Source organism: Providencia vermicola, from assembly GCF_010748935.1.
Lineage (GTDB): Bacteria > Pseudomonadota > Gammaproteobacteria > Enterobacterales > Enterobacteriaceae > Providencia > Providencia zhejiangensis.
Genome location: NZ_CP048796.1, coordinates 2,417,312 through 2,440,324, shown reverse-complemented (window position 1 = coordinate 2,440,324; position 23,013 = coordinate 2,417,312). Strand labels below are relative to the sequence as shown.

The following is a 23,013-nucleotide window of genomic DNA, read 5'->3' as shown; positions in this document are numbered from 1 at the left end:
CAGAAAAATGAAACAGCGAGAGTTAATAAATAAATATAGTAATACACTCTCTGTGACCTGCTTTGTCACTGTATGTATGATGCCGACATTTTACGCATGGGGTGCGGAAGGTACCACCTACGAGTTTAACAGTGGATTCATAGTAGGCAGCAAAGATAATATTGATTTAGAACGCTTCAATACCGCGCCAATCAGTGAAGGTAAATATTCCGTTGATGTGTATACCAATGGCAATTGGAAAGGGCGCTATGATTTAAATGTTGTTCGACAAAAAGAAGGTCATTTAGGGATTTGTTACACGCCAATAATGTTGAGCAATTTTGGTATCGACGCAGAAAAGCTAAACCCACAACTCAATTCACAAGAGTCTACTTGTTTACCGTTAAAAGAGTGGAATGGTTTGAGCGAGGTGAATGATAAATTTCACGCATCAAATTTACGTCTAGATATCTCAGTTCCCCAAATTTACGAGCAACGTTTATCACGTGGGTATGTTGCACCACAATTCTGGGAAAAAGGTATACCCGCACTTAATGTTGCCTATATGGCCAACTACTATGATAGTCATACGAGTGGTTCTCAAGGGCAAAATGATGCCAGTGCCTATTTAGGATTAAATGCAGGGTTATCTTTTGATGGATGGCTGTTAAAGCATATTGGTAATTTAAGTTGGCAACGTTCCGGAAGCACCAGTTGGAACAGCAACCAGACATACTTGCAACGACCTATTGCAAGCATGAAGTCCAAAATGACAGCCGGTCAGTTTTACACTGATGGCGATCTGTTTGACAGTATTGGCTTGCGTGGTGCAAAAATCGCAACAGATGACAGCATGTATCCTGACGGAATGACATCTTATGCGCCTGAAATTCGTGGTGTAGCGCAAAGTAACGCATTGGTCACTGTTCGCCAAAATGGTTCTATTATATATCAAACGTCAGTACCACCTGGTCCATTTATTCTTAATGATGTTTATCCATCGGGTTATGGTAATGACTTAAATGTCACGGTAAAAGAAGCTGATGGTAGTGAAAGTAGTTTCAGTGTTCCATATTCATCATTAGCGCAACTTTTGCGTCCTGGTTTTACGCGCTATCAAGTTGCCGCGGGTAAATCGGACACAGATGGCTTGCACAATCGTCCTTATATTATGCAAGGGACTATTCAACACGGCCTAAATAACACATTTTCTCTTTATGGTGGTGTAACGGCGTTTGATGACTATCAAGCTTATTTAATTGGTACAGGTATCAATACAGGTATTGGTGCGGTTGCGCTAGATATGACGCAATCTCGAACCGCGTTAAAGCATCGAACTGATAATGGTCAGAGTTATCGCATCACTTTTAACCGATTGATATCACAAACTGATACCAATATTTCGTTGGCTGCATACCGTTATTCAACGAAAGACTATTTTAATGTTAATGATGCTCTGTATGCGATTGACTACGATAAACGTGGACTTTCGAATAATCGTTGGCGTGAAAAAAATGGCTTTAGCTACACGGTAAACCAAAACTTACCTGATGGGTTTGGCGGGCTATATTTTACTGGTCGTATATCCAGCTATTGGGAGCGTTCTGGCACTGAAAAACAATATCAGTTTAGCTATAACAACCAATATCAGCGCCTCTCTTATTCCATTAACTTTATGCGAGTCTATTCGGATAATAACAGTACCTATGGTAAGAAAGATGACCGTATTAGTTTAAACCTAAATATTCCACTCTATTTTGGTGACAACAGAAGTACCACATTAACGTCAAACACCATATTTAATAACGAGAAGTTTGGTTCAACTCAGCTTGGCGTTAATGGAACATTGGATGATGAAAATAACTGGACTTATGGACTAAACACATCAACGGCTAGCGGTGGTGAACACAGTATTGCGATGAATACAGGTTATCGTACACCTTATGTCAACACCAATGCCAACTATAGCCAAGGGCAAGGGTATCGACAGTTTGGTGTTGGTGCGAATGGCTCTGTTGTCGTCCACTCTGACGGTGTTGTGCTGACGCCAAATACGTCAACGACAATGGCACTCATTGAAGCTGAGGGAGCAGAAGGTGCTTCAGTTATCAGTGCACCCGGTGTTCGTGTTAATAAGGGGGGGTATGCGCTAGCGCCATATGTACGTCCTTATCGTATTAACAATATTGAAATTGACCCTAAAGGCAGCGCTGAAGATATCGTGTTTGAAAATACATCGAGTCAAGTTGTGCCTTATGAAGGCAGTATTGTTAAAGTGAAATTTGGAACCAAAGTTGAACGTAACCGTACTTTTAACGTTGTACGTCTTGATAAAAAACCTATGCCATTTGGTGCTGAAGTAACTAACCTTCAAGGTGAATCTATTGGTGTCGTTGGGCAGGGGGGAACAGTATTTATTAGTAACGAAGAAGCCAAAGAAGCCATTGTAAAATGGGATAATGGCCAATGTGTATTTTCTCTGGAAGCAGGAACCAGTAAGGATAGTGTATGTCGATAAATACAATTCTACGTCATGGGATAGCACTCACGGCAGTGCTATCGAGTATCTCTGCATATGCGACATGTACCCGAGACAGTCGGGTTCCAGCAGAGAATATCGATATGCAATTTGGCCGAGTTATTGTCTCACCTGATCTTCCTGTCGGTAGTGTGATACAAGAAAAAACCTGGCCGATGAAAGAAACCGGAAGCTATTGGGCAGTGTGCTATGGTGGAACTGTTTTAGATGCAATCGTCACCGCTAAAGGGGTGACGGAAGGGCCGAATAAAGTCTACAACACCAATATCCCAGGGATAGGACTACGTTTCCAACGTATGGGCGCTGTTGCAATGACTTACCCTGATACTTATAAAGTCAAAGGGGAAAGTAAAAAGAAGATCAATGTGTATTTAGCTGGCTCAACATTTAAGTTACAAATCATTAAGACAGCAGAAAATACGGGGTCAGGGAGAATTACTCAGGGTGAGTATACACGTTATGGCTATAAACCGAATTCAGTTGAACCTGCGATTATTACCTATTTATCAGCTGATGCCATTACCATCGTATCTCCGTCTTGTAAAATTACGACAGGTGCAAACCAAGACGTTCATTTAGATACCGTTAGGCGCACTGAGTTTAGAGGACGGGGAACCACAGCAGGGGAAAAACAATTTCCAATTAATCTATTATGCAATGGTGGTGTGAGTATTTCCCCGGATTCCGTTTCTGTGAATATGAATTTCTATGGCACATTAGCTCGGAATACCACCGCTAAAGATGGGGTGTTAGCGAACACCGCCAAATCATCTTCTGCGCAAGGTATTGGCGTGCAGGTTCTTACTGATAAAAGAGAAAAATTGCATTGGGGTGAAACTTATAAAGTTGGTGAGTTAGCAACCGCACGCGATAAAGCGATTAATATGAACTATATTGCCCGCTATTACCAACATGAAGATAAAATCTCTGCTGGTGAAGTGCAGGCTAAGATGCAATTCAACATAACCTATGATTAATAGGGGATCCCAATGAAAAACTGGATAATGCCGATACTTTTTTCAGTGGTAGGTTATGCAAATGCATTACCCACTTTTGAAACAAATTATGACGAAGGAAAGGTATCTTTTGCGGGGAGAGTTGTTGATGTTTCCTGTAAAGTCTCAGTGAATGATCAAGGAAGTGATGCCAATATCTATCTTGCTCCCATCTCACTGATGGAAATCAACAATAGTGCAGGTGGTGCGTATTTAAAATCTAAAATGTTCACTATCAAGTTATCGCAGTGTCAATCTGTGGAACATAATGGTGAAGTTGTTGATGCTGATCTTAATAAGCTGAGTGTCACTTGGGCTGATGGTTATTTGGTGCCGAAAACAAACTTTGAAACAGCGGGATTACTGAAAAATATGTTAGTTGATGGTGCAAAGAATATTAACTTTGCATTATCCATCAATAACAGCACCATTTTAGATGCGGATAATAAAATTATTCCTGCGGATCCTGAACAATTGAAAGTGACACCGAAAATATCAGACAATAAAGACGCCATCTTCCAATATTATATTGGTTATACTGCTGAGAATGCGAGTGAAGTGACCACTGGATTAATGGCAAGCTATGCAACGTACGAAATACAGTATAACTAACAATTTAATTTTATAAAATCAAATAAAAAAATAACATAGCAGTTAATGGGCTATGTTATTTTTTTTTGTCCTTTTTAAAAGGTTAATTTACAGTGTTACTATTATTGAGCTGTAGAGGTATCATGAGTGTAATAATAAAAATAGCGGAGTATCAGATAACATTTTTGCTATGAACAATAACACTTTCTGCGGCATATTTTAATTCTTGGTTCTTTATGTTTATATTCTTATCTTGAATTGAGTCATCCTCATCAATTATACAACCTTGAAAGAACCAGTCTATAGGGCACTTCAATACAATTGCTATGCTAACCAAATGATTTAGAGGTATTTTATTGATTCCATTCTCATAGCGAGATATTTGCTGTTGGCTTATATTTAATTTCTTGGCTAAATCAGAACCGGAAAAACCTAATTCTTTTCGCCGCGCTTTTATTTTAATTCCAATAAAATAATGAATGTCCATGTTGGCACCCTCGATTGATAAAGGGATAGTAGAATAAATGCTAAATGCATTGTAAAATTATACAATATATTAAATGGTAAACAAACAATTAATTGTCACATATTTAATATTTTTATTTTATTATTTTTAATATTGTTAACGCTAGGTACTATAGGATTAAACAGACAATAAATTAATGGCAGTATCCATATGAAGGGGGTATAGAGATGTTGTTATGGTTAATATAATGAATTTTTAATAGAACAAATACATGATCTTTGTATGGGTACTAAATGTTATATATATAATAATACAGTGTTATTATTTTTCTCAAAAATAGATACTCTTAATTAGAGTGTCAAATTAAGTTGTTTTTTATCTCAGTATGAGTTATTTAGTGTTTAAATATAAAAAATAATGATTCAATATTAAATAAATAGATATTAATTTTGAATTCCATTTTAAATTATAGTGATGGAAATATTATTTTGAGTAAATGTACTTATTATTAAGAGATGTAACAATGTAATGTTAATCGATAAAAGATTATAAAAATTAATGGGTGAGGGGAGTAAGCAGTACGGGTAAACATTTTTAACGTATCAGCGTTTCATATTTATTTTAAAATCAATTTGCTAATTACATTTTACTTATAAAGAGGTATGGAATATTACTTACATTTTAATGATAAAAAAATGTAAGATATAAAGAAGTTCATCATAAACTCCTAAAGAGATTAAAAAGATAACGAGAAATGTAAAAATGCTAGGTGAAAGCAAGTTTGTCATAATGAATTATAAAACTCTATCAATGAATATGCATTTAGACTTTTAGTATAACCGAACTGATATGCTAAAAATGGTGCAATATGTAAACATACATTTCTAATCAAGTTTGTTGATACTCTACTCTGATATTTCCCCATTCTATAGTCTAATAAACCTAACTTTAGTCACATTTCAGTTATTTATATCGATATTGTTCGCATGAGAAGTGTTGATAATGGGGGGGGGGGGAAGCGATTCGCTATAAATTGCTGCTAATTGTAACAAAAAGCAACCTTTTATGGATGAAGAAAAAGAGTGCTTATAGCGGGCTGCTTGTAAATAAAAGAACCTCAATGAAAATTAAAACATATTTAAGGTTGATCCTATAGCTAATAACAAGTTTTATAACTTTGTCACATAGAATTCATTCACTATACTGTCGTTATAAGCGATAGGATTACACCCATCAACCAAAGAGGTTCCCATTATGAAACTCTATCTTTACGATCATTGCCCATTTTGTGTTAGAGCCCGAATGATTTTCGGTTTTAAAAAAATCAATGTTGAGCAAATCTTCCTGATGGAGGACGACAAAGCCACTCCGACCAAAATGATCGGTCGTAAGATGTTACCTATTCTAGAAAAAGATGACGGTAACTATCTACCTGAAAGTTTAGATATTGTTCATTATGTTGATCAATTATCCGAGCCTAAAATGACTCAAGTTACGGTTTCTCCTGAAATAGAGAAATGGTATCAAACAGTATCAGAAACGGTCTTTAAACTCGTTGTACCACGTTTTACGCAAGCTGATTTTCCTGAGTTAAATACGCCAGAAGCAAGGGCTGCATATATTGAACGAGAAGAGAAAGCTTTTGGCGATTTAAGCATTCTATTGAAAGAAACGCATACGTTAATTGTTGAACTTGAGCCACATATGGATGCCTTAGACGTATGGTTAGAAAATCGTAAAAATGAAAACGTTATGGATGATATTTTCATATTCCCTGTATTACGCAGTTTGTCTATCGTGAATGACATACCCTTTAGTACAGTGATATTGAACTATATGAAGAATATTTCACAGATAACGGGTGTCAGCTTGTTATTTGACCAAGCTAAATAAGAACGCTAATAATCGCGAACAGGCTTTATTAAGCATAAAAAATCCCATTATTAATAAAATAATGGGATTTATATGTATATACAATAAACAAGGTGGTAGAGACTAATTCATATAGTCTTTGAGTGTATAAACAAGCTTGTATCTACCTTGCGTTAGGGTCAACTTTTTATCACTAAATGAAATGTCTGCACCATCCGTTAACATTCGGTTAATTAACGAATCCCATTTTGATAAGTCTTCGTCAACGCACTCCAGTTCTGTTTTAGATAAATGTTTTACCATGAGGGTTGATTTGTTGATTCGACCCATTCCATGAAAATCATTACACATTGTGGCTGATACAAACATTTTTTCGCCGAAAGAAAGGCTAGGAACGCTGATTTTATCAATAATAGGTTTCCCATCTATTTCTGTCAGCACGAAATTATGGTGTATTAACTGTTGCTCGGTGACATTATCATTATTATCAGCACTGACATTCTGCGTCTGGCAAGCCGCCAATAATAAACCAAGCAATGTTAAAGGAATTATCCGTTTCATTATCATTTGGCTCAATTAGGCTTTTACAATGTTAGGACAATTTTCACCATTATTAAGTTGGCGGATATTTCCTAATGTTGTTTCGCTGATACTTGTCAGCGCTTCTTCAGTTAAAAAGGCTTGATGGCCGGTAAATAGGACGTTATGACATGATGAGAGGCGGCGGAAAATATCATCCTGAATGACATCGTTAGACTTATCTTCAAAAAATAGATCTCGCTCATTTTCATAAACATCCATACCAAGAGAACCAATTTTTTGTGCTTTTAAGGCGTTAATTGCGGCAACTGAGTCAATCAGAGCACCACGACTAGTATTGATGATCATGACACCGTTTTTCATCTTACTGAAGGCATTTTCATCCAGTAGATGATGGTTTTCGGGTGTTAGCGGACAGTGTAGGGAAATGATGTCAGAATTTTTATATAGCGTATCTAAATCGACATATTCAGCACCCAAATCAAGCACAACTTGATTTGGGTAAGGGTCATAGGCGAGTAGACGCATCCCGAAACCTTTAAGAATGCGTAGAGCAGCTTGACCTATTTTGCCTGTACCTATTATGCCCGCAGTCCGGTTATGCATGTTAAAACCCGTTAAGCCCTCTAAAGAAAAGTTGGCATCTCGAGTACGTTGATAAGCACGATGGATCCTACGATTTAGGCATAACATCATGCCAACGGAATGTTCTGCAACCGCTTCTGGTGAATAAGCGGGTACCCTTACTACCTGAATGCCAAGCTCTTCGGCAGCGACTAGGTCGACATTGTTAAACCCTGCGCAACGTAGCGCAAGAATACGAATGTTAAGTGCTGCAAGTTCTTCTAACACTTCTCGGCTAGCATCATCATTAACAAAAATACATACCGCGTCGGCACCAATCGCATTTTTAGCGGTCTGTACTGTTAATGGAAAATCAAAGTATTCGATATTAAAATCAAACCCGGATCCTTGATTGACTTGATCCATATGTTTGCGATCATACTGTTTAGTACTGTAAGAAACGATTTTCATCTAAGGAACTCCGTGTACTATTTCGTTAGGAACCAAAATAAAAGGGTAGCGAAAAAGTGGCTACCAAGAACTTAGGTCAGAATAAGATAATTGTTGCTGTAAATCACCAAAAAAATACCGAAAGCAACCCTCGATTAACTTTTAATATGCCATTATAGTCGTTTATAGATAAAACGACCTTGATCAGAACCAACACTCGTCATTGATATAGGTAAAACAAGGAAGCAGTTTGATGAAAAGGGCTCTTAAAATACTACTAGTAAGCGTTATAGGCTGCTTTTTGTTCTTATCTATTTTATGGGTGACTATCACCCGCTGGCTTCCTATTGTTGCAAAAGCCTATCTACCTGAAAATGTGACTTTTTCATTAAGTCAGCCCGTATTTCAAGACGATCAATTATTGATAAATACTCTACAATTGAAAGCAGGGGACTGTTTGTGGTTTGATGCTAAAGAGAGCCGTTTTTCTATTTTTCCATTGCATTTAACAATGAATGAATTGACTGAAGATAATCAGTGTTTAAGCCAGCTACCCACAACAACGGCAAAAAAGGATGACTCCCCCATCGAAATTGTTGCGCTGTTGGAGAGTTTACCCGATTTTTCGGTAGTCATCGAAAAGGCAAAAATATCGCCATGGGAAGAATACCAAGCGAGTATTTGGTTACACCGTAACGGAGAAAAACCGTTAGCATTAAACCTCCGAGGCGATAAGTTATTGTTATCTACTTATATCACCTCAGATAGTCAATTAGTCGTTGAGCAATTCTCAATCCAATTACCCGACCAAGAACAGCGTATCGATTTAAATGGCGAGTTAAATTTACCGTTAACCACTGAAGACCTTCCTGCTAAAGGCAGCTTAGCAACGGAATTTACCTTATCTCAACCACAAAAACAGCTGTATGCCAGGCTTCAATGGGAAGGCGCACAAGGAACGTTTTCTGTGTTTGATAAACAGACAGGGCAAGAAATTACCCATTTGCCTTGGAGAGTTGCTCCTCAGGTTATTAATATAACGGAAGGCCGTTGGCAGTGGGAAGAAAGTGGTATTCCATTTCATGGCGCTATTTCATTACAAGTCGCCAATTGGCAGTTGGGCCTAAATGAGATGGTGATCAGTGGCCGAATGAATATGATGACCGAGGCGCAAAAAGGTAAAGCTAACTTAGTGCTCAGTTTACCTGAAAATAAAATTAACCTATTAGATGCAGATATTCATTTTAATCTTAATGGCCAATTAAAATATAACGATATGGTGCTGGATATTCATTTACCATCACGTATCTCAGGGCAATTAGTCTCCCCATCAATGTCATTTCTTCCAGGCTCGTTGTTAAGAGCTTATGGCCGAGTTTCACCTACATTGTTATTGCAAGAAGCTCGTTTGCCGCTAGCAGGGACTTCATTAAGTGCTGAGGGGATTTCCGGCAGATTACAAGCTATTTTAAAAGTCAAAGAGCAATATTGGGGAAATTTTGCCATCCATCTTGATGGTCAGGCGAATAAGTTTACGGTCGATAAAGGCAAATGGTTTTGGAACTATTGGGGAAATGCACAATTACCAGCATTGGCAGCACGTTGGGATATTAAAGGCCAAGGCAGTTGGCAGGATACGTTAATTACCTTAAATACCTTAAATACGGGCTTTGATCAGATAAGGTATGGCTTGCTTTCCATGACTGCAACACGTCTTATATTAACCAAGCCGCTGTTATGGCAGCGTGATGCAAATAAAGAAAATTTGCAAGGGCAATTGCAGCTGACAAGTGATCGGATGCAATTTGGTGCAGCGAGTTATTTACCTAAAATCACGGTAAATGCCGCCATTGCAGGTAAATCACCCGCTGATTTTCAATTAAAAGCGGACCTGAGTACCAAAGACGTTGGGCCAATTGTTATCTTTAGCCGTTGGGATGGTGAACGTTTTAGAGGTCGAGCGCGTTGGCCTGAACAATCTGTGAGTGCATTTCAAACGTTAATCCCAAATGATCTTGGAATGACATTGCGAGAAGGGAAACTCTTTTCACAAGCGGCATTTTCTATTGGCTTAACAACAGGCTTTGTTGCTGGTGGGCACTGGCGCGTAGAAAACACAGGCTTGTGGCTCAAAGATGGTGAGATTAGTGGGTTAAACTTTGTTTTACCCTGGAAATTGGAAAACAGCACTTGGACATTAGGTGAGAAATCAGCAGTCAAATTGCGTATAAAACAATTAAATAATCTATTCGAACTGACTGATATTCGAGCCGATTTATCAGGAACTTATCCACCTACAGACGCTTTACCTTTAAAACTCAGCAATGTTGGATTTAATCTATTAGGTGGTGAGGTGCATCTTGATTTATTGCGTTGGCCACAAAAGCAACCAGCAACAATCAGACTACACCAAATTGAATTGAGTCGATTATTCACCATACTGAAAGTCACTCAGTTTGCCGCTTCAGGTAAGGTGAATGGTGAATTACCTTTTTATCTTAATAATCCTGAGTGGATTGTTAAAAATGGTTGGTTGGAAAACAGTGGCCCATTAGCATTGCGTCTTGATACACAATTTGTTGAATCGATAAAAGCCGATAATATTTCAGCGGGTTCAGCGATAGGATGGTTACAGTATTTAGAAATTTCTCGCAGCCGAACAGATGTCAATATTACTAATTTAGGCCTCTTAACGATGAAAACCATTATTCAAGGTTTTAACTCTCAAGAGGCGAAAAAAAGAGAAGTTCACTTAAACTACACACATGAAGAGAACATTTTTCAATTGTGGCGTAGCCTACGTTTCGGCAGTAATTTAGAAGAGTGGTTAGAAAAAAATCTCTAAAGGAATAAGGACTCACTGTGAAAATAATAAGCGCAAGTCTATTCACATTAATGTTAATGATGCTAACAGGGTGTTTGAGGGTTGAAGTTGCTACACCAGATAAACCCATTAATATCAATATGAATGTAAAAATAGAGCACGAGATACAAATCAAAGCAGATAGGCAAGTTGAAGACTTACTCAAAGAAAATAGTGACCTTTTTGGTAAGGTGGAGGCGAAATGAAAGCCATTTTCCCAGCGTTGATACTCTCTTGTGTGTTTGTTTTTTCAGCCGTGGCATTAACTGTTGAGCAAGCTAAAAAACAAGGGTTAGTGGGTGAGACATTATCGGGCTATTTAGCGGTCGTTGATACGAATAATGCGACAGCAGATAAATTGGTTGCTCAAATAAACCATGAACGAGAAATTAAATACAGTGAGATAGCTAAGAAAAATAACTTACAAACACGGGATGTCGGTAAAATTGCAGGGCAAAAGCTAGTAGAGCGTGCAGATAGTGGAGAGTATGTTCGTGGTATTAACGGTCAATGGCTAAAGAAAAAGTAGTATGCGCAAAATAAACGTTGTACGCATACTATTTTGATACACATCGAGTGCGATAAGGTTACGCAATAACCTTGTCTATGCATTGGCGGGCATGTTGTTGCGCTTTTTCAGCCGACTCGGCACCTAATGCCGTTCCTTCTGCAAAGATAAATTCGATATCTTGAATACCGATAAAATTAAGGAATAGCGTTAAAAAAGGAACCATAATGTCAGAGGGGGTATCTTTATAAATTCCGCCACGACTGGTTAGCACGATAGCTCGTTTATTTTCTAGTAATCCCACAGAGCCTTGTTCAGTGTACTTGAAGGTTTCCCCTGATCTTGCAATAAAATCAAAGTAATTTTTTAAGTGAGAAGGAACAGTAAAGTTGTACATAGGCGCAGTGATAACCACAACATCATGTTGTTTTATTTCATTAATAAGCTGGTTAGACAGTGCCAAATGTGCTTCTTGTTGTGCAGTTTTGCTGTCGCCGGGTGAGAAAGCTGCTAAAATTTCGGCATCCATTGCTGGAATTGGGTTGCTGACAAGATCACGGACAGTTATGCTATCAGCCGGATTTTTCCCTTGCCACTGTTCAATAAAGTAGTCTGCCATTTTGTTGCTGTGTGAATAGTCTGCCAGAATACTTGATTTCAACAATAATACTTTATTCATTATTTAACCTTAGAACATAGAATGCATTGAAATTACTTCATTAATTATCATACAGATATAGATGACCTTTAAAAGAAAGAAAATCAGATAAAGTATGTCAAAAAAACTGTTGATAACTGAGCGCTAAACATTAACAAAAAATGGCCTCAGTTTTGTTGCCGTTTGAGCGTGTCTATTTTAGGTTATGCATAAACAAAATTATAAGGACTGACAAAGTGACATCCATGCTGACAGCTCTCGAAGCTGATATTGGACAAACTTCATTACGTGACCAATGGTTACTAAAAAAGCGTCTTCATGGTATCGCCAAGATTCGTGATGATAAGTCACGAATGGCGGTACTCGAGGCGATAAAAGCGGATATTGACGTTGCTAAACAAAAAATTGCGAATAAGCAGCTCAATCCACCAAAGATCGTATATCCAGAAAATTTACCGGTTAGCCAGAAAAAACAACAGATTTATGATGCGATAAAACAGCATCAAGTGGTTATTATCGCAGGTGAAACAGGCTCAGGTAAAACCACGCAGATCCCCAAAATTTGTCTAGAGTTGGGGCGAGGTGTGTTAGGGTTTATCGGTCATACTCAGCCTAGACGTTTAGCAGCACGAGCGGTAGCAACACGTTTAGCACAAGAATTAGAGAGTGAAATCGGCACAACGGTAGGTTATAAAGTTCGTTTTAGTGACCAAGTCGGTGATAATACTCAAGTTAAATTAATGACTGATGGTATTTTACTCGCAGAATTACAGAACGATAAGCTATTACTACAATATGATACGATCATTATCGATGAAGCTCACGAACGCAGCTTAAATATTGATTTTATTTTAGGTTACCTTCGCCAATTATTGCCAAAACGTCCCGACCTCAAAGTCATTATCACTTCTGCAACTATTGATCCTGAACGTTTTTCACGTCACTTCAATCAGGCACCTATTATTGAGGTCTCAGGTAGAACCTATCCAGTTGAAGTCCGTTACCGACCTATCATAGGGAATGACAATGATAGTGACCGAGATCAACTTGATGGAATTATAGATGCGGTAAATGAACTGGGGCAGGAAAGTTCAGGGGATATCTTGATCTTTATGAGTGGCGAACGTGAGATCCGTGATACGGCCGATGCGTTGTCAAAACTACAGTTACGCCATACAGAGATTTTGCCTTTGTTCGCAAGGTTATCCAATAGTGAGCAAAATCGTATATTCCATCCACATGGTGGGCGGCGAATTATATTAGCGACCAATGTTGCCGAAACATCTTTAACAGTTCCAGGTATTAAATATGTTATTGATACCGGTTATGCACGGATAAGTCGTTACAGTTATAGAACAAAAGTACAGCGTTTACCTGTTGAGCCAATTTCTCAAGCTTCAGCGAATCAACGTAAAGGTCGTTGTGGTCGTGTATCGGATGGTATTTGTATTCGCTTATATTCTGAAGAAGACTTTTTGAGTCGACCAGAATTTACTGACCCTGAAATTTTACGGACTAATTTAGCTTCGGTTATTTTACAAATGACCTCAATTGGTTTGGGGGATATTAGCGCATTTCCATTTGTTGAGCCCCCTGACAAACGTAATATTCAGGATGGCGTTAAATTATTAGAAGAACTTGGCGCTATTAAAGAGCATCAACAAACAGAACGAGGCTATACACTGACGGATATTGGTCGGCAGTTAGCGCAATTACCCGTTGATCCTCGTTTAGCGAGAATGGTGATTGAGGCTCGTAAACAAGGCGCTGTTCGAGAAGCAATGGTGATTGTTTCAGCATTGTCGATTCAAGATCCTCGCGAACGCCCATTAGATAAGCAGCAAGCTTCTGATGAAAAACATCGCCGTTTCCATGATAAGCAATCTGATTTTTTAGCCTTCCTTAATTTATGGGATTATCTAAAAGAGCAGCAAAAAACCTTATCAAATTCACAATTTAGAAAAATGTGCCGCCAAGATTTCTTGAATTATTTACGTATTCGTGAATGGCAAGATCTTTACACTCAACTGCGACAAGTCGTCAAAGAACAGGGTTTTCCTATCAATAGCGTTGCAGCAGACTATCGCGGAATTCATACGGCATTACTTTCTGGACTGTTATCTCATATTGGTCAAAAAGATGTAGAAAAAACCGAGTTTACGGGCGCAAGAAATGCACGGTTTACCCTCTTTCCTGGCTCTGGATTATTTAAAAAACCCCCTAAATGGACGATGGTCGCCGAATTGGTTGAAACCTCTAAATTATGGGGTCGAGTGGCTGCGGCGATTGAACCTGAATGGATTGAACCGTTAGCTGAACACCTTGTTAAATATCATTACAGTGAGCCTCATTGGTCTAAGTCACAAGGTGCCGTTATGGCATCGGAAAAGGTGACTTTGTATGGCTTACCAATTGTCGCTGCTCGCCAAGTGAATTATGGCAAAATCGACCCATTATTATGCCGAGAATTGTTTATTCGACACGCACTGGTTGAAGGCGATTGGGGGACACGCCATGTGTTTTTTAGAGAAAACCGTAAGTTATTGGCAGAAGTCGAGGATTTAGAACATAAATCTCGACGCCGTGACATATTGGTTGATGATGAAACCTTATTTGCATTTTATGACCAACGCATCCCAAATGATGTGATATCTGCTCGTCACTTTGATAAGTGGTGGAAAGTTGCTTCTAAACAGCAACCAGATTTACTGAATTTTGAGAAAAACATGTTGATCAAACAAGATGCGACACATGTTTCATTACTGGATTACCCGAATTACTGGCATCAAGGCGAACTTAAATTTCGCCTCAGTTATCAGTTCGAGCCAGGTACTGATGCAGATGGAGTGACAGTTCATATTCCATTAGCGATTTTAAACCAAGTACAGAACATCGGTTTTGATTGGCAAGTTCCCGGTTTACGTCAGGAATTAATTATTGCGTTGATCAAATCATTACCTAAACCAATACGTCGTAACTTTGTTCCTGCTCCTAATTATGCCGCGGCATTTTTAGAACGCGTTCCTACGCCTGATGGGAGTTTGCTCGACAAGTTAGAACGCGAATTACGTCGAATGACAGGGGTTACTGTTGAACGTGATGCTTGGCAGTTAGAACAATTACCTGTTCATTTAAAAATGACATTCCGTGTGGTTGGCGAGAAAAACAAAACGATCGCTGAAGGTCAAGATCTTGATGCACTGAAAAAGAGTTTAAAAGCGAAGGTTCAAGAAACACTTTCTGAAGTCGTTGATGATGGAATCGAGCAAAGTGGCCTGCATATCTGGAGTTTTGGGGAGCTACCGCAACGCTACGAGCAAAAACGAGGCGGTTATTCCGTAAAAGCTTACCCTGCTTTAGTGGATGAAAGGGGCAGTGTAGGGATCCGTGTTTTTGAAACTGAGTTTGAACAACAACAAGCGATGTGGTCGGGTGTGCGTCGGTTACTGCTACTGAATATCCCATCCCCCATAAAATATTTACACGAAAAACTTCCCAATAAGTCGAAGCTTGGCTTGTATTTTAATCCATATGGGAAAGTATTAGAGTTAATCGATGACTGTATTGCTTGTGGGGTTGACCAACTGATTGCAACATATGGTGGCCCAGTTTGGACCGAAAATGAGTTTAGTAAGCTGCAAGATTTTGTGCGCGCAGAACTCAATGATGCAGTTGTACAAATAGCTAAACAAGTCGAACAGATATTAACCGCCGTATTTGCGATTAATAAGCGTTTGAAGGGACGGGTCGATTTTGCCATGGCGATGGCACTTTCAGATATTAAAGGACAAATGTCGCATTTAGTCTTTAAAGGCTTTGTTACTGAGCATGGTTGGAAGCGACTTCCCGATGTATTACGTTATTTAAATGGTATTGAACGTCGACTAGAAAAATTAGCGGTTGATCCGAATAGAGATCGCGCCCAAATGAGTAAAATTGAGCATGTGACGACTATGTGGCAACAGTGGAAGGCCAAATTAACGCCAATACAGCAAAACCTACCAGAAGTACAAGAGATCCGCTGGATGATAGAAGAACTACGCATTAGTTTATTTGCTCAGCAATTGGGAACGCCATATCCAATTTCAGATAAACGGATCATTCAGTCAATGGAGAATTTAAGTCAATCACTGTGAATTGAGTGAGTAACTAAATCGAAAAACAGATAGCCCCCGTCATTTTTATGGTGGGGGCTTTTAATGTGAAAAAATTTAGGGGTATACAATCTGTAATGTTGCAGTCGCATTGGCCTTTCCGGCACGAACAGATGCTTGAGTTTGAACATATTGAGCATCAAAATACACAGCATAAGCCTCTCGGTTAAAGCTGGTACCTAAATGAAAAATTTGATTGAGGGGCAGCGCTTCTCCTTGAAAGCGAATGCGCAGGCCAATTCCTTGGGCACTGTCTGGTCTTTTATCTAAAGCAATCACTGAATTATCAGCATAGTGACTAGAACGGCCTCTAAGAATAATACCAACAGACGTTTTACCGCTACAGTTCAAAGTTAAATAAAAAGGTACGGGTGTTGAGTGACTCCCAATGCCCTGAAATTGACGTTGTTTAACTTTATTCATTTTGACTCGCTTATGTTTTTCAACGAATTCACAGCTTGGGGTCATAATTTTTGTATTAACAAAGCGATAACTTTGCACGGGCAAATTACCGATAGAGGCTTCAATGAGCTGGTCTGTGCTTAATTCTCCTGAGCCAACGATACTTTTTGTTTTTATTAGTTGAATACGGATCCCTTTGAGCGCACTACCACAGTAACGATAACGATAGTTACTCGTATGACATGAATAGGGAGATTGATTAACTAAAGGGAGCCTATCTCGGCCAAAAGTCTGTTCTAACGGGATAAAACGAAGACCAATACCATCAATATTCGTTTGATAAAGAGTATTATCGTGTTCGGATGAAAGTGTGAATAAGCTATTTCCCCACTGAGCATAGGCAGGTGAAGAGCATTCGACCATAATAGGGTAGTTATCGATTTCATTTACAGTGAGTTCTCGAATAACGGAACCCACAGCGAGCCGGTGGGGCACCATAATAGAACCCAAAGATAAAATAGTATGATGTGGTGTAAAATTGGCAACATATTGGCATTGAGATGCGTGGGCAGTATGAACCATTAAAATGTAGTAGAAACATAACGAACGAAAAATGAATGTCATCATAAAGCTTCCTTGCGTTGACAAACTACCGGAACATGATAAAAGCCTTGCTGTTGATATGATGCTAATAATTGATAATGAAATTCACATTGCTGTGATTGGCGTTCTCCCCATTTCAGTTTAATTGTGCCTCTTGTTTCTAATCCACTTAAATATACTTGCCCCACATCATTGATAATACCTACATTAACGTCATTGTGGCTGCTATCGCCGACTTTGGTGACTAGGCTCGCGATAGCACCAAATGGCGCTAATTTTTCATCATCCAATTGAATAGTAAAAAATACGCGTTTACCACGTTTGACAGGAAAGTGTACGGCGACCAAAGCACCTTTAGTGGGTAAGGTGGATTGAAAATTGGTTTCAATTTCCGCATCTAAAGGCAAAGTAAGGGTATCAATGACGAAGTGATTACGTCGATAAGGTTGTAGTTGATTGATAATCGCATGTCCTTTGCTATCGGTGCGTACATTGAGATGCGTATCTAAACGAACATCTTTAGTGTCAGGCACGATAAGTAAAGCAGCGGTTTCACCACGACTCGGTGTGAAAGTGACACCGTAAGGATGAGCCACAATTGAACTACGAAGACCATAATGGAATTGATGATCTTGTTTGTAGCCGTACCCAGCATTTAAAAAAAACTTATTATGATGATATTGAGTGTAAAAGCGAGTTTCTGATTGATTTCCCGAAGATGAACAGCATCGTTCAGTAAATTGGTTATGTTGAAGTGTATAGGAGATCAAATCATCATTAAGAATAGCGCCTGTGAGTGTGGCTTGTCGATTCTGATAGTTGTTTGGTGAATGTTGTGCCTGATAACTAAAATATGTATTTGGCAACCAAGCATTGATCGGAATAATCATTGATGCAGAAAATACATACTCTGGTTTATGTTCAGTCATGAAGTAATTCGACTGGCAATTCAGATTAAAATGATACTCGTTTAAATTCCCAGAATAGTTGATGTTATAGCTCCACTGTTGGGTATTATTTTGCATAACTCGCTGTTGTGATGCCGATAATAATAAATTCCCCAAAAAACCTAAGCTTTGAGATAAATGTATTTTTAATCCTTGTTGAGGATGGGAAGGCGTGGTGGCGGTTTCTTTTTCAAATATATCTGTCATTAGACGTAACTTAGGATTATTTATCCAATGAATACCGAGTGTAATGTTAGTTCCTGTAGAGGATATTAATTTGGTATATTCTAGCTGATAATTATTTGAACTATTATTTACACTCTGGTTTTGTGTCCAATTGATATTAATATTACCGAAACGACCAATAGAAAAAGAACTTCCGAGTAGAAAAGATTTAAACGGTTGTGAAAAAATAGAACCGCCATAGACAGTAATATGATTATTAAGGCCATATTTCATTTCTCCATGGAGAAAATAAGGTGATGAAGTGGAGTGTTGATGGCTCACTGAACCACTATTTATCGCATACCGAAACTGACCTTGCTTAATCATGACGAGTGATGAGGAAAACGGGTACTGATATTGCCGAATAGTTCCATTACTTTCAGTAATAATCACATCTAAAATGCCTTTAGGGCTAAGTGGCTTGAGTTTATTTAGCATAAAGGGCCCCGCAGGTAAATAATCATTAAAAATAATGATATTATTTTGTTTTACGGTCACTTGAGCAGGGCTATGGTTAATCCCCTGCAAAACCGGAGAGTAATAAGCATCATAGTCAGGATACATTAACTCATCATTTGAGAGAGAAAATCCTTTGAATGAAAAGGGGATAAAAAATGAAGAAGTTAGGTAATATTCACCAAGTGTTAATTGACTTTTTAAATTTCTAATCGGGTAAGATAATGTTGTATTATAATATTCCCATTCTCTTTGTGGTGAGGAATAATTAAAGTGGTTTCTTAGTCGCCACCCTAAATAATTAAAACCATTCATAAGTGACAAGTTGAAATTATCTTCAATGTATTTGCTTGAGTTATGGCTTCCTAATAAGTGATAATCGATAAAGGCGGAGGTTATCCCATCACTCCATGAATCTTGTGAGTTCAATTCCTTTTCATCTTTGTCTAGAAAATGTTTTGGAATATTCAATTCTAGTGTCAAGTGGTTGAAATCAAAATAATAAGAGTAACCGATTATGATCTTAGAGAGTTTATCGGTTAGCTCGCCATTATCATTAAATTCCATTTGATTTAATGTTTTCTTGTTTAACCCAATTTTTATTAACTGTTCCTTATTGAATATGGGCGTTAATTGGTCTTCAATATATTTAAAGGCAATGTTAGATGTCAATAACCTTACATTATTGACAATCAGGTCAACCGAATATATGCCAGCTGGCTGATGATCTAAGTTTAGTATGATATTTTCAATGTCGTGAATGTTATGATAATTATCAAGTGCATCTAAATTGAAACTATCGGAGTGAGAATAAGATGAAAACAACATGAAAATAACCAGTAAATTTTTATTTTTATTCATCATTGATAGATAGCACTTGTGAAGTTAATTGTGTTTTTCCACCATAGTCATTCAATGCACTCCAAAATACGGTATTGGTTTTCGATGATGGAACTTTCCAAGAAAGTTGACTAAAAGGAGCTATCATTCCAGGTTCAGGGATCTCCGTATCATTCAAGCGTAGTTCTCGAAGTGTAATATAATAGCCTGTAGGGTTTTTCGCTATGAGGCGCTGATTTTGGTAGTGAAAGTTTATTTTTTTAAATGCAGCTTCTGAGTTTTCTGTTAATGATTCCGGTCGATAAAACAGTTTAAAACTTGATTTAACAATGATTTGTAAAGTATTTTCCCTATTTTCATGTAGGGCGGGAAGAGATTTAATATGGAGCCAATATAGAGTTTCTCTATCTTCATGGTTTGATGGCTTAACGTTAATAATCCTTAGTTTATTTAAAGATAATGGCTTAAGCTTAAATAAAGGTGGTGTGATAATAAAGTCATTAGAACGTTGACTCTCTTTTTCAATCCATGATTGAATCAAATAAGTTGTTTTCTCTTCAGGATTTTCCATAGATAAAGATAACTCTCTCTCGTTTTCTTTATATATAAAACGAGTACCATTAATAATGACACCTGCATAAGCATGAAAGGATAATAACAATAATAATAGAACTATTTTTTTCATAATAGTTAGGGAGAGAGGAAATTCCGCCTCTCCCTTGTCCTCTGTCTATTGATAGATAATACTAAAATGCGCGAGTGCATCGGCTGAACCAGGAGTAACTTGTTCACTCGTGGCAATATATTTTGCAACAAAATTCATTTCAACAGTCTTACTCGATGTCACTTCTTTAAATTGGCTGCCGCCATTTAATGGTATACGACGAACGCTACTCTCTTCATAAAGTGCTATTGCGATACCGGTGGCGGGTGTTGATGTGGTGTTTGGTGATAACCCTAATAAGGTTGGATTCGCGTTATCACTTTTCCCATCAAATTTAAATTGAATCTTTTTATAATCAGTAGGGCAGTTAGACAGTGTTATTCTAAATGGTGTTGCTGCTGCAACACTATTTTTATGATTAAAGGAAGCAACTGAGATTTTCCCCATATTCACGACTTTATTAATAGAATTAGTATCAACTGAACAAGCTGTGGGTATTATGCTGCCAATAAACTTGATTTCACCATCAGCTGAAAAAGAAATTGAATGATTAAAAAATAAAATAATTAATAGAAATTTTAAGATGCTATTCATTATATAACCTTGTGAATGATGTGTTATTTAACTTTTGTCAATATTAACCGCTGTGATTGAGCGGAATATAATAAATAGATTTTTTTTGTGAAAAAGAGGTAATTTTATAGATGCCGAATATGGGATTTTTTTATCTGTTTTGAGGTTTTTAACAGCTATTTTTTGCTATCAAAATATATAACTAACGTAGTTAGTAGTTTTATCTACTAGTGTTTAGCTTATGGCAATCAACAAAAGGGTATGAATGTTATGTATATCAATAATAACTTGGTTATCTTTTAAATTGATTTAGTTACAACATACTGTGTGAAAAATACTGACCTAATGCGACAACAGTGCATGTACAACCGTTTCATAAAATAGTCTAAAGGTGTTTGATCAAAAATTAAGGCGTTGAGGGGTGAGATGTTGATAAGAACGAGAAGTTAACCCGTAAGACAATAGCAAATGCCACTACATTGGCGTCAATTACACATCCAATGTAGTGATTGATAAACAGCGCTAGAATAGGTAATACGTTGCTGGAATCGCAGCTGCAACGATGGCGAGGGCAAGGAGTTTTTCGATCTTATTCAGTGGGGCTTGTTTTGATTGTTGTGCTCGAGCATACCAAAAAACAAATATACCTGGAGCATATAACACAACCGATAACATAAGGTTGATAAGGCCCGATGCATACAATAACCAAAGACCGTAAACACTGGCAATAAATCCAACCATTAATAGGGCTTTGCTATGGCGTTGTATCGCGACTTTTATTAAAAAAGCCCCCACTAAAAAATAAGGAACTAGGATCATCTCAGAAGCAATCGTCAATAATGTATTGTAATTGCTACCACTTAGCCAAATGAGTATCAATGAGAGTTGTACAGCACCATTCGTTAGCCACAAAGAAGAAGAAGGGGCATCATTCTTATTAAGCTTATTAAATATTTTTGGAAACGATTGGTACTGTGCCGCAATATAAGGGACTTCGGCGGCCATAATTGTCCAACTGAGATATGCTCCACAAACAGAAATAATTAGCCCCGCAGCAATAATAATTTCACCACTCGAACCGATTAAACTCACCATTAAACTGGCCATGGACGGGTTTTTGATTTCGGCTAGCTCAGCTCTAGGCATAATGCCCAGTGAGAGCAGGGTAACCAATATGTAGATGATAAGTGCGGAACTAACTGCAAACACGGTTGCTAAACCAACATCGCGACGATTTTTAGCGCGAGCAGAAACGACGACAGCTCCTTCGATACCAATAAAGACCCATAATGTGATGAGCATAGTATCTTTAACTTGTTGCCAAACAGGTAATTCAAGCGAAATACCCGTAAAGTCAGCATCAAAAATATCAAGTTTAAATGCGATAAAGGCTAAAATAATAAATAGCCCCAATGGGATAAGTTTAGCCATCGTAGCAAGTTTATTGATACCCGCTGCTGTTTGCACTCCACGCAATACTAAGTAGTGAACCACCCATAGTAGGATAGATTCTCCAATTAAGGCTTGCCAAGTATTACCATCACCGAAAATGATGTTATCAGGAGTGTCGGTAAAAAAGCTAATAGCGGCAAAAACAATAACTAAGTAGGATACGTTAGCAACAACAGCACAAAGCCAATATCCCCATGCAGAACAAAAACCAATCAGCTCACCGAATCCCTCTTTTGCATAGGTAAAAATACCACCATCCAAATCAGGGCGTATACGAGAAAGTAGTAGCAATGAGAACGCTAAAAATAAAATACCAATGCCCGTGATAGACCATCCAATGATCAGGGCTAACGGGCTAGCAACTTCAGCCATATTTTGAGGAAGGCTAAAGACACCAGCACCCACCATTGAGCTGAGCACCAAGGCAGTGAGTGCAGTAAGACTGAGTGTATGTTTCAATGTATGTCCTAGTTATTCTACAATCAAAAGTTAAAATAACGTTAAATCTACAATTTGCATATTCATTTAAGCTGGCATAATTTTAAATTGCAGATTGTTTATCTGTTACTTTGATAAAGTGAGGGGGATTCTACGAATGAAATGATTGTTATGCAATGGAAAACTATGCAGATTTGTAAGATTTTTATTCAATGATGCCATAACAGAAAATGG

17 protein-coding genes are annotated in these 23,013 nt (G+C 38.0%); 8 read left to right on the top strand and 9 right to left on the bottom strand.

The window, feature by feature from the left end; translation table 11 throughout:
* Positions 1-7: 7 nt before the first annotated feature.
* From G3341_RS10880 to G3341_RS10870, 3 genes are read left to right on the top strand one after another with little or no spacing between them, the layout of a single operon-like run.
* A complete protein-coding gene (locus G3341_RS10880) occupies positions 8-2,497 on the top strand; it encodes a fimbria/pilus outer membrane usher protein (RefSeq protein WP_163861846.1) in 2,490 nt (829 codons plus the stop codon).
* On the top strand, positions 2,488-3,495 hold the full coding sequence (locus G3341_RS10875) for a fimbrial protein (protein WP_163861843.1): 1,008 nt from the start codon (positions 2,488-2,490) through the stop codon (positions 3,493-3,495). Before G3341_RS10880 ends, G3341_RS10875 begins: the two co-directional genes overlap by 10 nt.
* A 12-nt stretch (positions 3,496-3,507) precedes the next feature.
* On the top strand, positions 3,508-4,125 hold the full coding sequence (locus G3341_RS10870) for a fimbrial protein (RefSeq protein ID WP_154635556.1): 618 nt from the start codon (positions 3,508-3,510) through the stop codon (positions 4,123-4,125).
* Positions 4,126-4,276: 151 nt separating this feature from the next.
* Here the strand turns inward: G3341_RS10870 and G3341_RS10865 are convergent, their stop codons facing one another.
* Positions 4,277-4,591, bottom strand: coding sequence for a helix-turn-helix domain-containing protein (locus G3341_RS10865; RefSeq protein WP_154635557.1), 315 nt, complete (start codon positions 4,589-4,591; stop codon positions 4,277-4,279).
* Between the two features lie 1,233 nt (positions 4,592-5,824).
* Here G3341_RS10865 and grxB point away from each other — a divergent pair.
* Positions 5,825-6,463 carry a glutaredoxin 2 gene (gene grxB / locus G3341_RS10860; protein WP_163861841.1) on the top strand — a complete coding sequence of 213 codons (639 nt, stop codon included), beginning with the start codon at positions 5,825-5,827 and terminating at the stop codon, positions 6,461-6,463.
* A gap of 102 nt (positions 6,464-6,565) precedes the next feature.
* Here the strand turns inward: grxB and G3341_RS10855 are convergent, their stop codons facing one another.
* Together G3341_RS10855 and G3341_RS10850 are read right to left on the bottom strand one after the other, a co-directional pair.
* Positions 6,566-7,003 carry an META domain-containing protein gene (locus G3341_RS10855; RefSeq protein WP_154624111.1) on the bottom strand — a complete coding sequence of 146 codons (438 nt, stop codon included), beginning with the start codon at positions 7,001-7,003 and terminating at the stop codon, positions 6,566-6,568.
* Between the two features lie 15 nt (positions 7,004-7,018).
* Positions 7,019-8,017 carry a 2-hydroxyacid dehydrogenase gene (locus G3341_RS10850; protein WP_154624110.1) on the bottom strand — a complete coding sequence of 333 codons (999 nt, stop codon included), beginning with the start codon at positions 8,015-8,017 and terminating at the stop codon, positions 7,019-7,021.
* 232 nt (positions 8,018-8,249) lie between these two features.
* On the opposite strand from G3341_RS10850, the gene G3341_RS10845 reads away from it, so the two are divergent.
* Genes G3341_RS10845 through G3341_RS10835 form a run of 3 tightly spaced genes read left to right on the top strand, consistent with a single transcriptional unit; the run spans position 8,250 to position 11,388 of the window.
* The gene (locus tag G3341_RS10845) at positions 8,250-10,841 is read left to right on the top strand and encodes a YdbH family protein (RefSeq protein ID WP_163861837.1); all 2,592 of its coding nucleotides are present in this window, start codon (positions 8,250-8,252) and stop codon (positions 10,839-10,841) included.
* Between the two features lie 50 nt (positions 10,842-10,891).
* Positions 10,892-11,065 (top strand): YnbE family lipoprotein, encoded by a 174-nt coding sequence (locus tag G3341_RS10840; RefSeq protein ID WP_154624114.1) that lies wholly within the window; start codon positions 10,892-10,894, stop codon positions 11,063-11,065.
* Positions 11,062-11,388 (top strand): YdbL family protein, encoded by a 327-nt coding sequence (locus G3341_RS10835; RefSeq protein WP_154624108.1) that lies wholly within the window; start codon positions 11,062-11,064, stop codon positions 11,386-11,388. Before G3341_RS10840 ends, G3341_RS10835 begins: the two co-directional genes overlap by 4 nt.
* A gap of 58 nt (positions 11,389-11,446) precedes the next feature.
* Here the strand turns inward: G3341_RS10835 and G3341_RS10830 are convergent, their stop codons facing one another.
* Positions 11,447-12,046: an FMN-dependent NADH-azoreductase gene (locus G3341_RS10830; RefSeq protein ID WP_154624107.1), complete on the bottom strand. Its 600-nt coding sequence runs from the start codon at positions 12,044-12,046 to the stop codon at positions 11,447-11,449.
* A gap of 224 nt (positions 12,047-12,270) precedes the next feature.
* On the opposite strand from G3341_RS10830, the gene hrpA reads away from it, so the two are divergent.
* Positions 12,271-16,161 carry an ATP-dependent RNA helicase HrpA gene (gene hrpA, locus G3341_RS10825; RefSeq protein WP_163861834.1) on the top strand — a complete coding sequence of 1,297 codons (3,891 nt, stop codon included), beginning with the start codon at positions 12,271-12,273 and terminating at the stop codon, positions 16,159-16,161.
* A 75-nt stretch (positions 16,162-16,236) separates the two neighbouring features.
* Here hrpA and G3341_RS10820 read toward each other — a convergent pair whose 3' ends face one another.
* The 5 genes from G3341_RS10820 to G3341_RS10800 form a co-directional block, all read right to left on the bottom strand.
* Positions 16,237-17,208: a fimbrial protein gene (locus tag G3341_RS10820; protein WP_230085877.1), complete on the bottom strand. Its 972-nt coding sequence runs from the start codon at positions 17,206-17,208 to the stop codon at positions 16,237-16,239.
* Positions 17,205-19,640 carry a fimbria/pilus outer membrane usher protein gene (locus G3341_RS10815; protein ID WP_244316513.1) on the bottom strand — a complete coding sequence of 812 codons (2,436 nt, stop codon included), beginning with the start codon at positions 19,638-19,640 and terminating at the stop codon, positions 17,205-17,207. The genes G3341_RS10820 and G3341_RS10815 overlap by 4 nt, the downstream gene beginning before the upstream one ends.
* Positions 19,641-19,665: 25 nt before the next feature.
* Positions 19,666-20,337 (bottom strand): fimbrial biogenesis chaperone, encoded by a 672-nt coding sequence (locus G3341_RS10810; protein ID WP_154624104.1) that lies wholly within the window; start codon positions 20,335-20,337, stop codon positions 19,666-19,668.
* A gap of 45 nt (positions 20,338-20,382) precedes the next feature.
* Complete coding sequence (locus G3341_RS10805) at positions 20,383-20,910, bottom strand: fimbrial protein (RefSeq protein ID WP_163861826.1); 528 nt, start codon at positions 20,908-20,910, stop codon at positions 20,383-20,385.
* Positions 20,911-21,411: 501 nt separating this feature from the next.
* Positions 21,412-22,800 carry an amino acid permease gene (locus tag G3341_RS10800; RefSeq protein ID WP_154622341.1) on the bottom strand — a complete coding sequence of 463 codons (1,389 nt, stop codon included), beginning with the start codon at positions 22,798-22,800 and terminating at the stop codon, positions 21,412-21,414.
* Positions 22,801-23,013 lie beyond the last annotated feature (213 nt).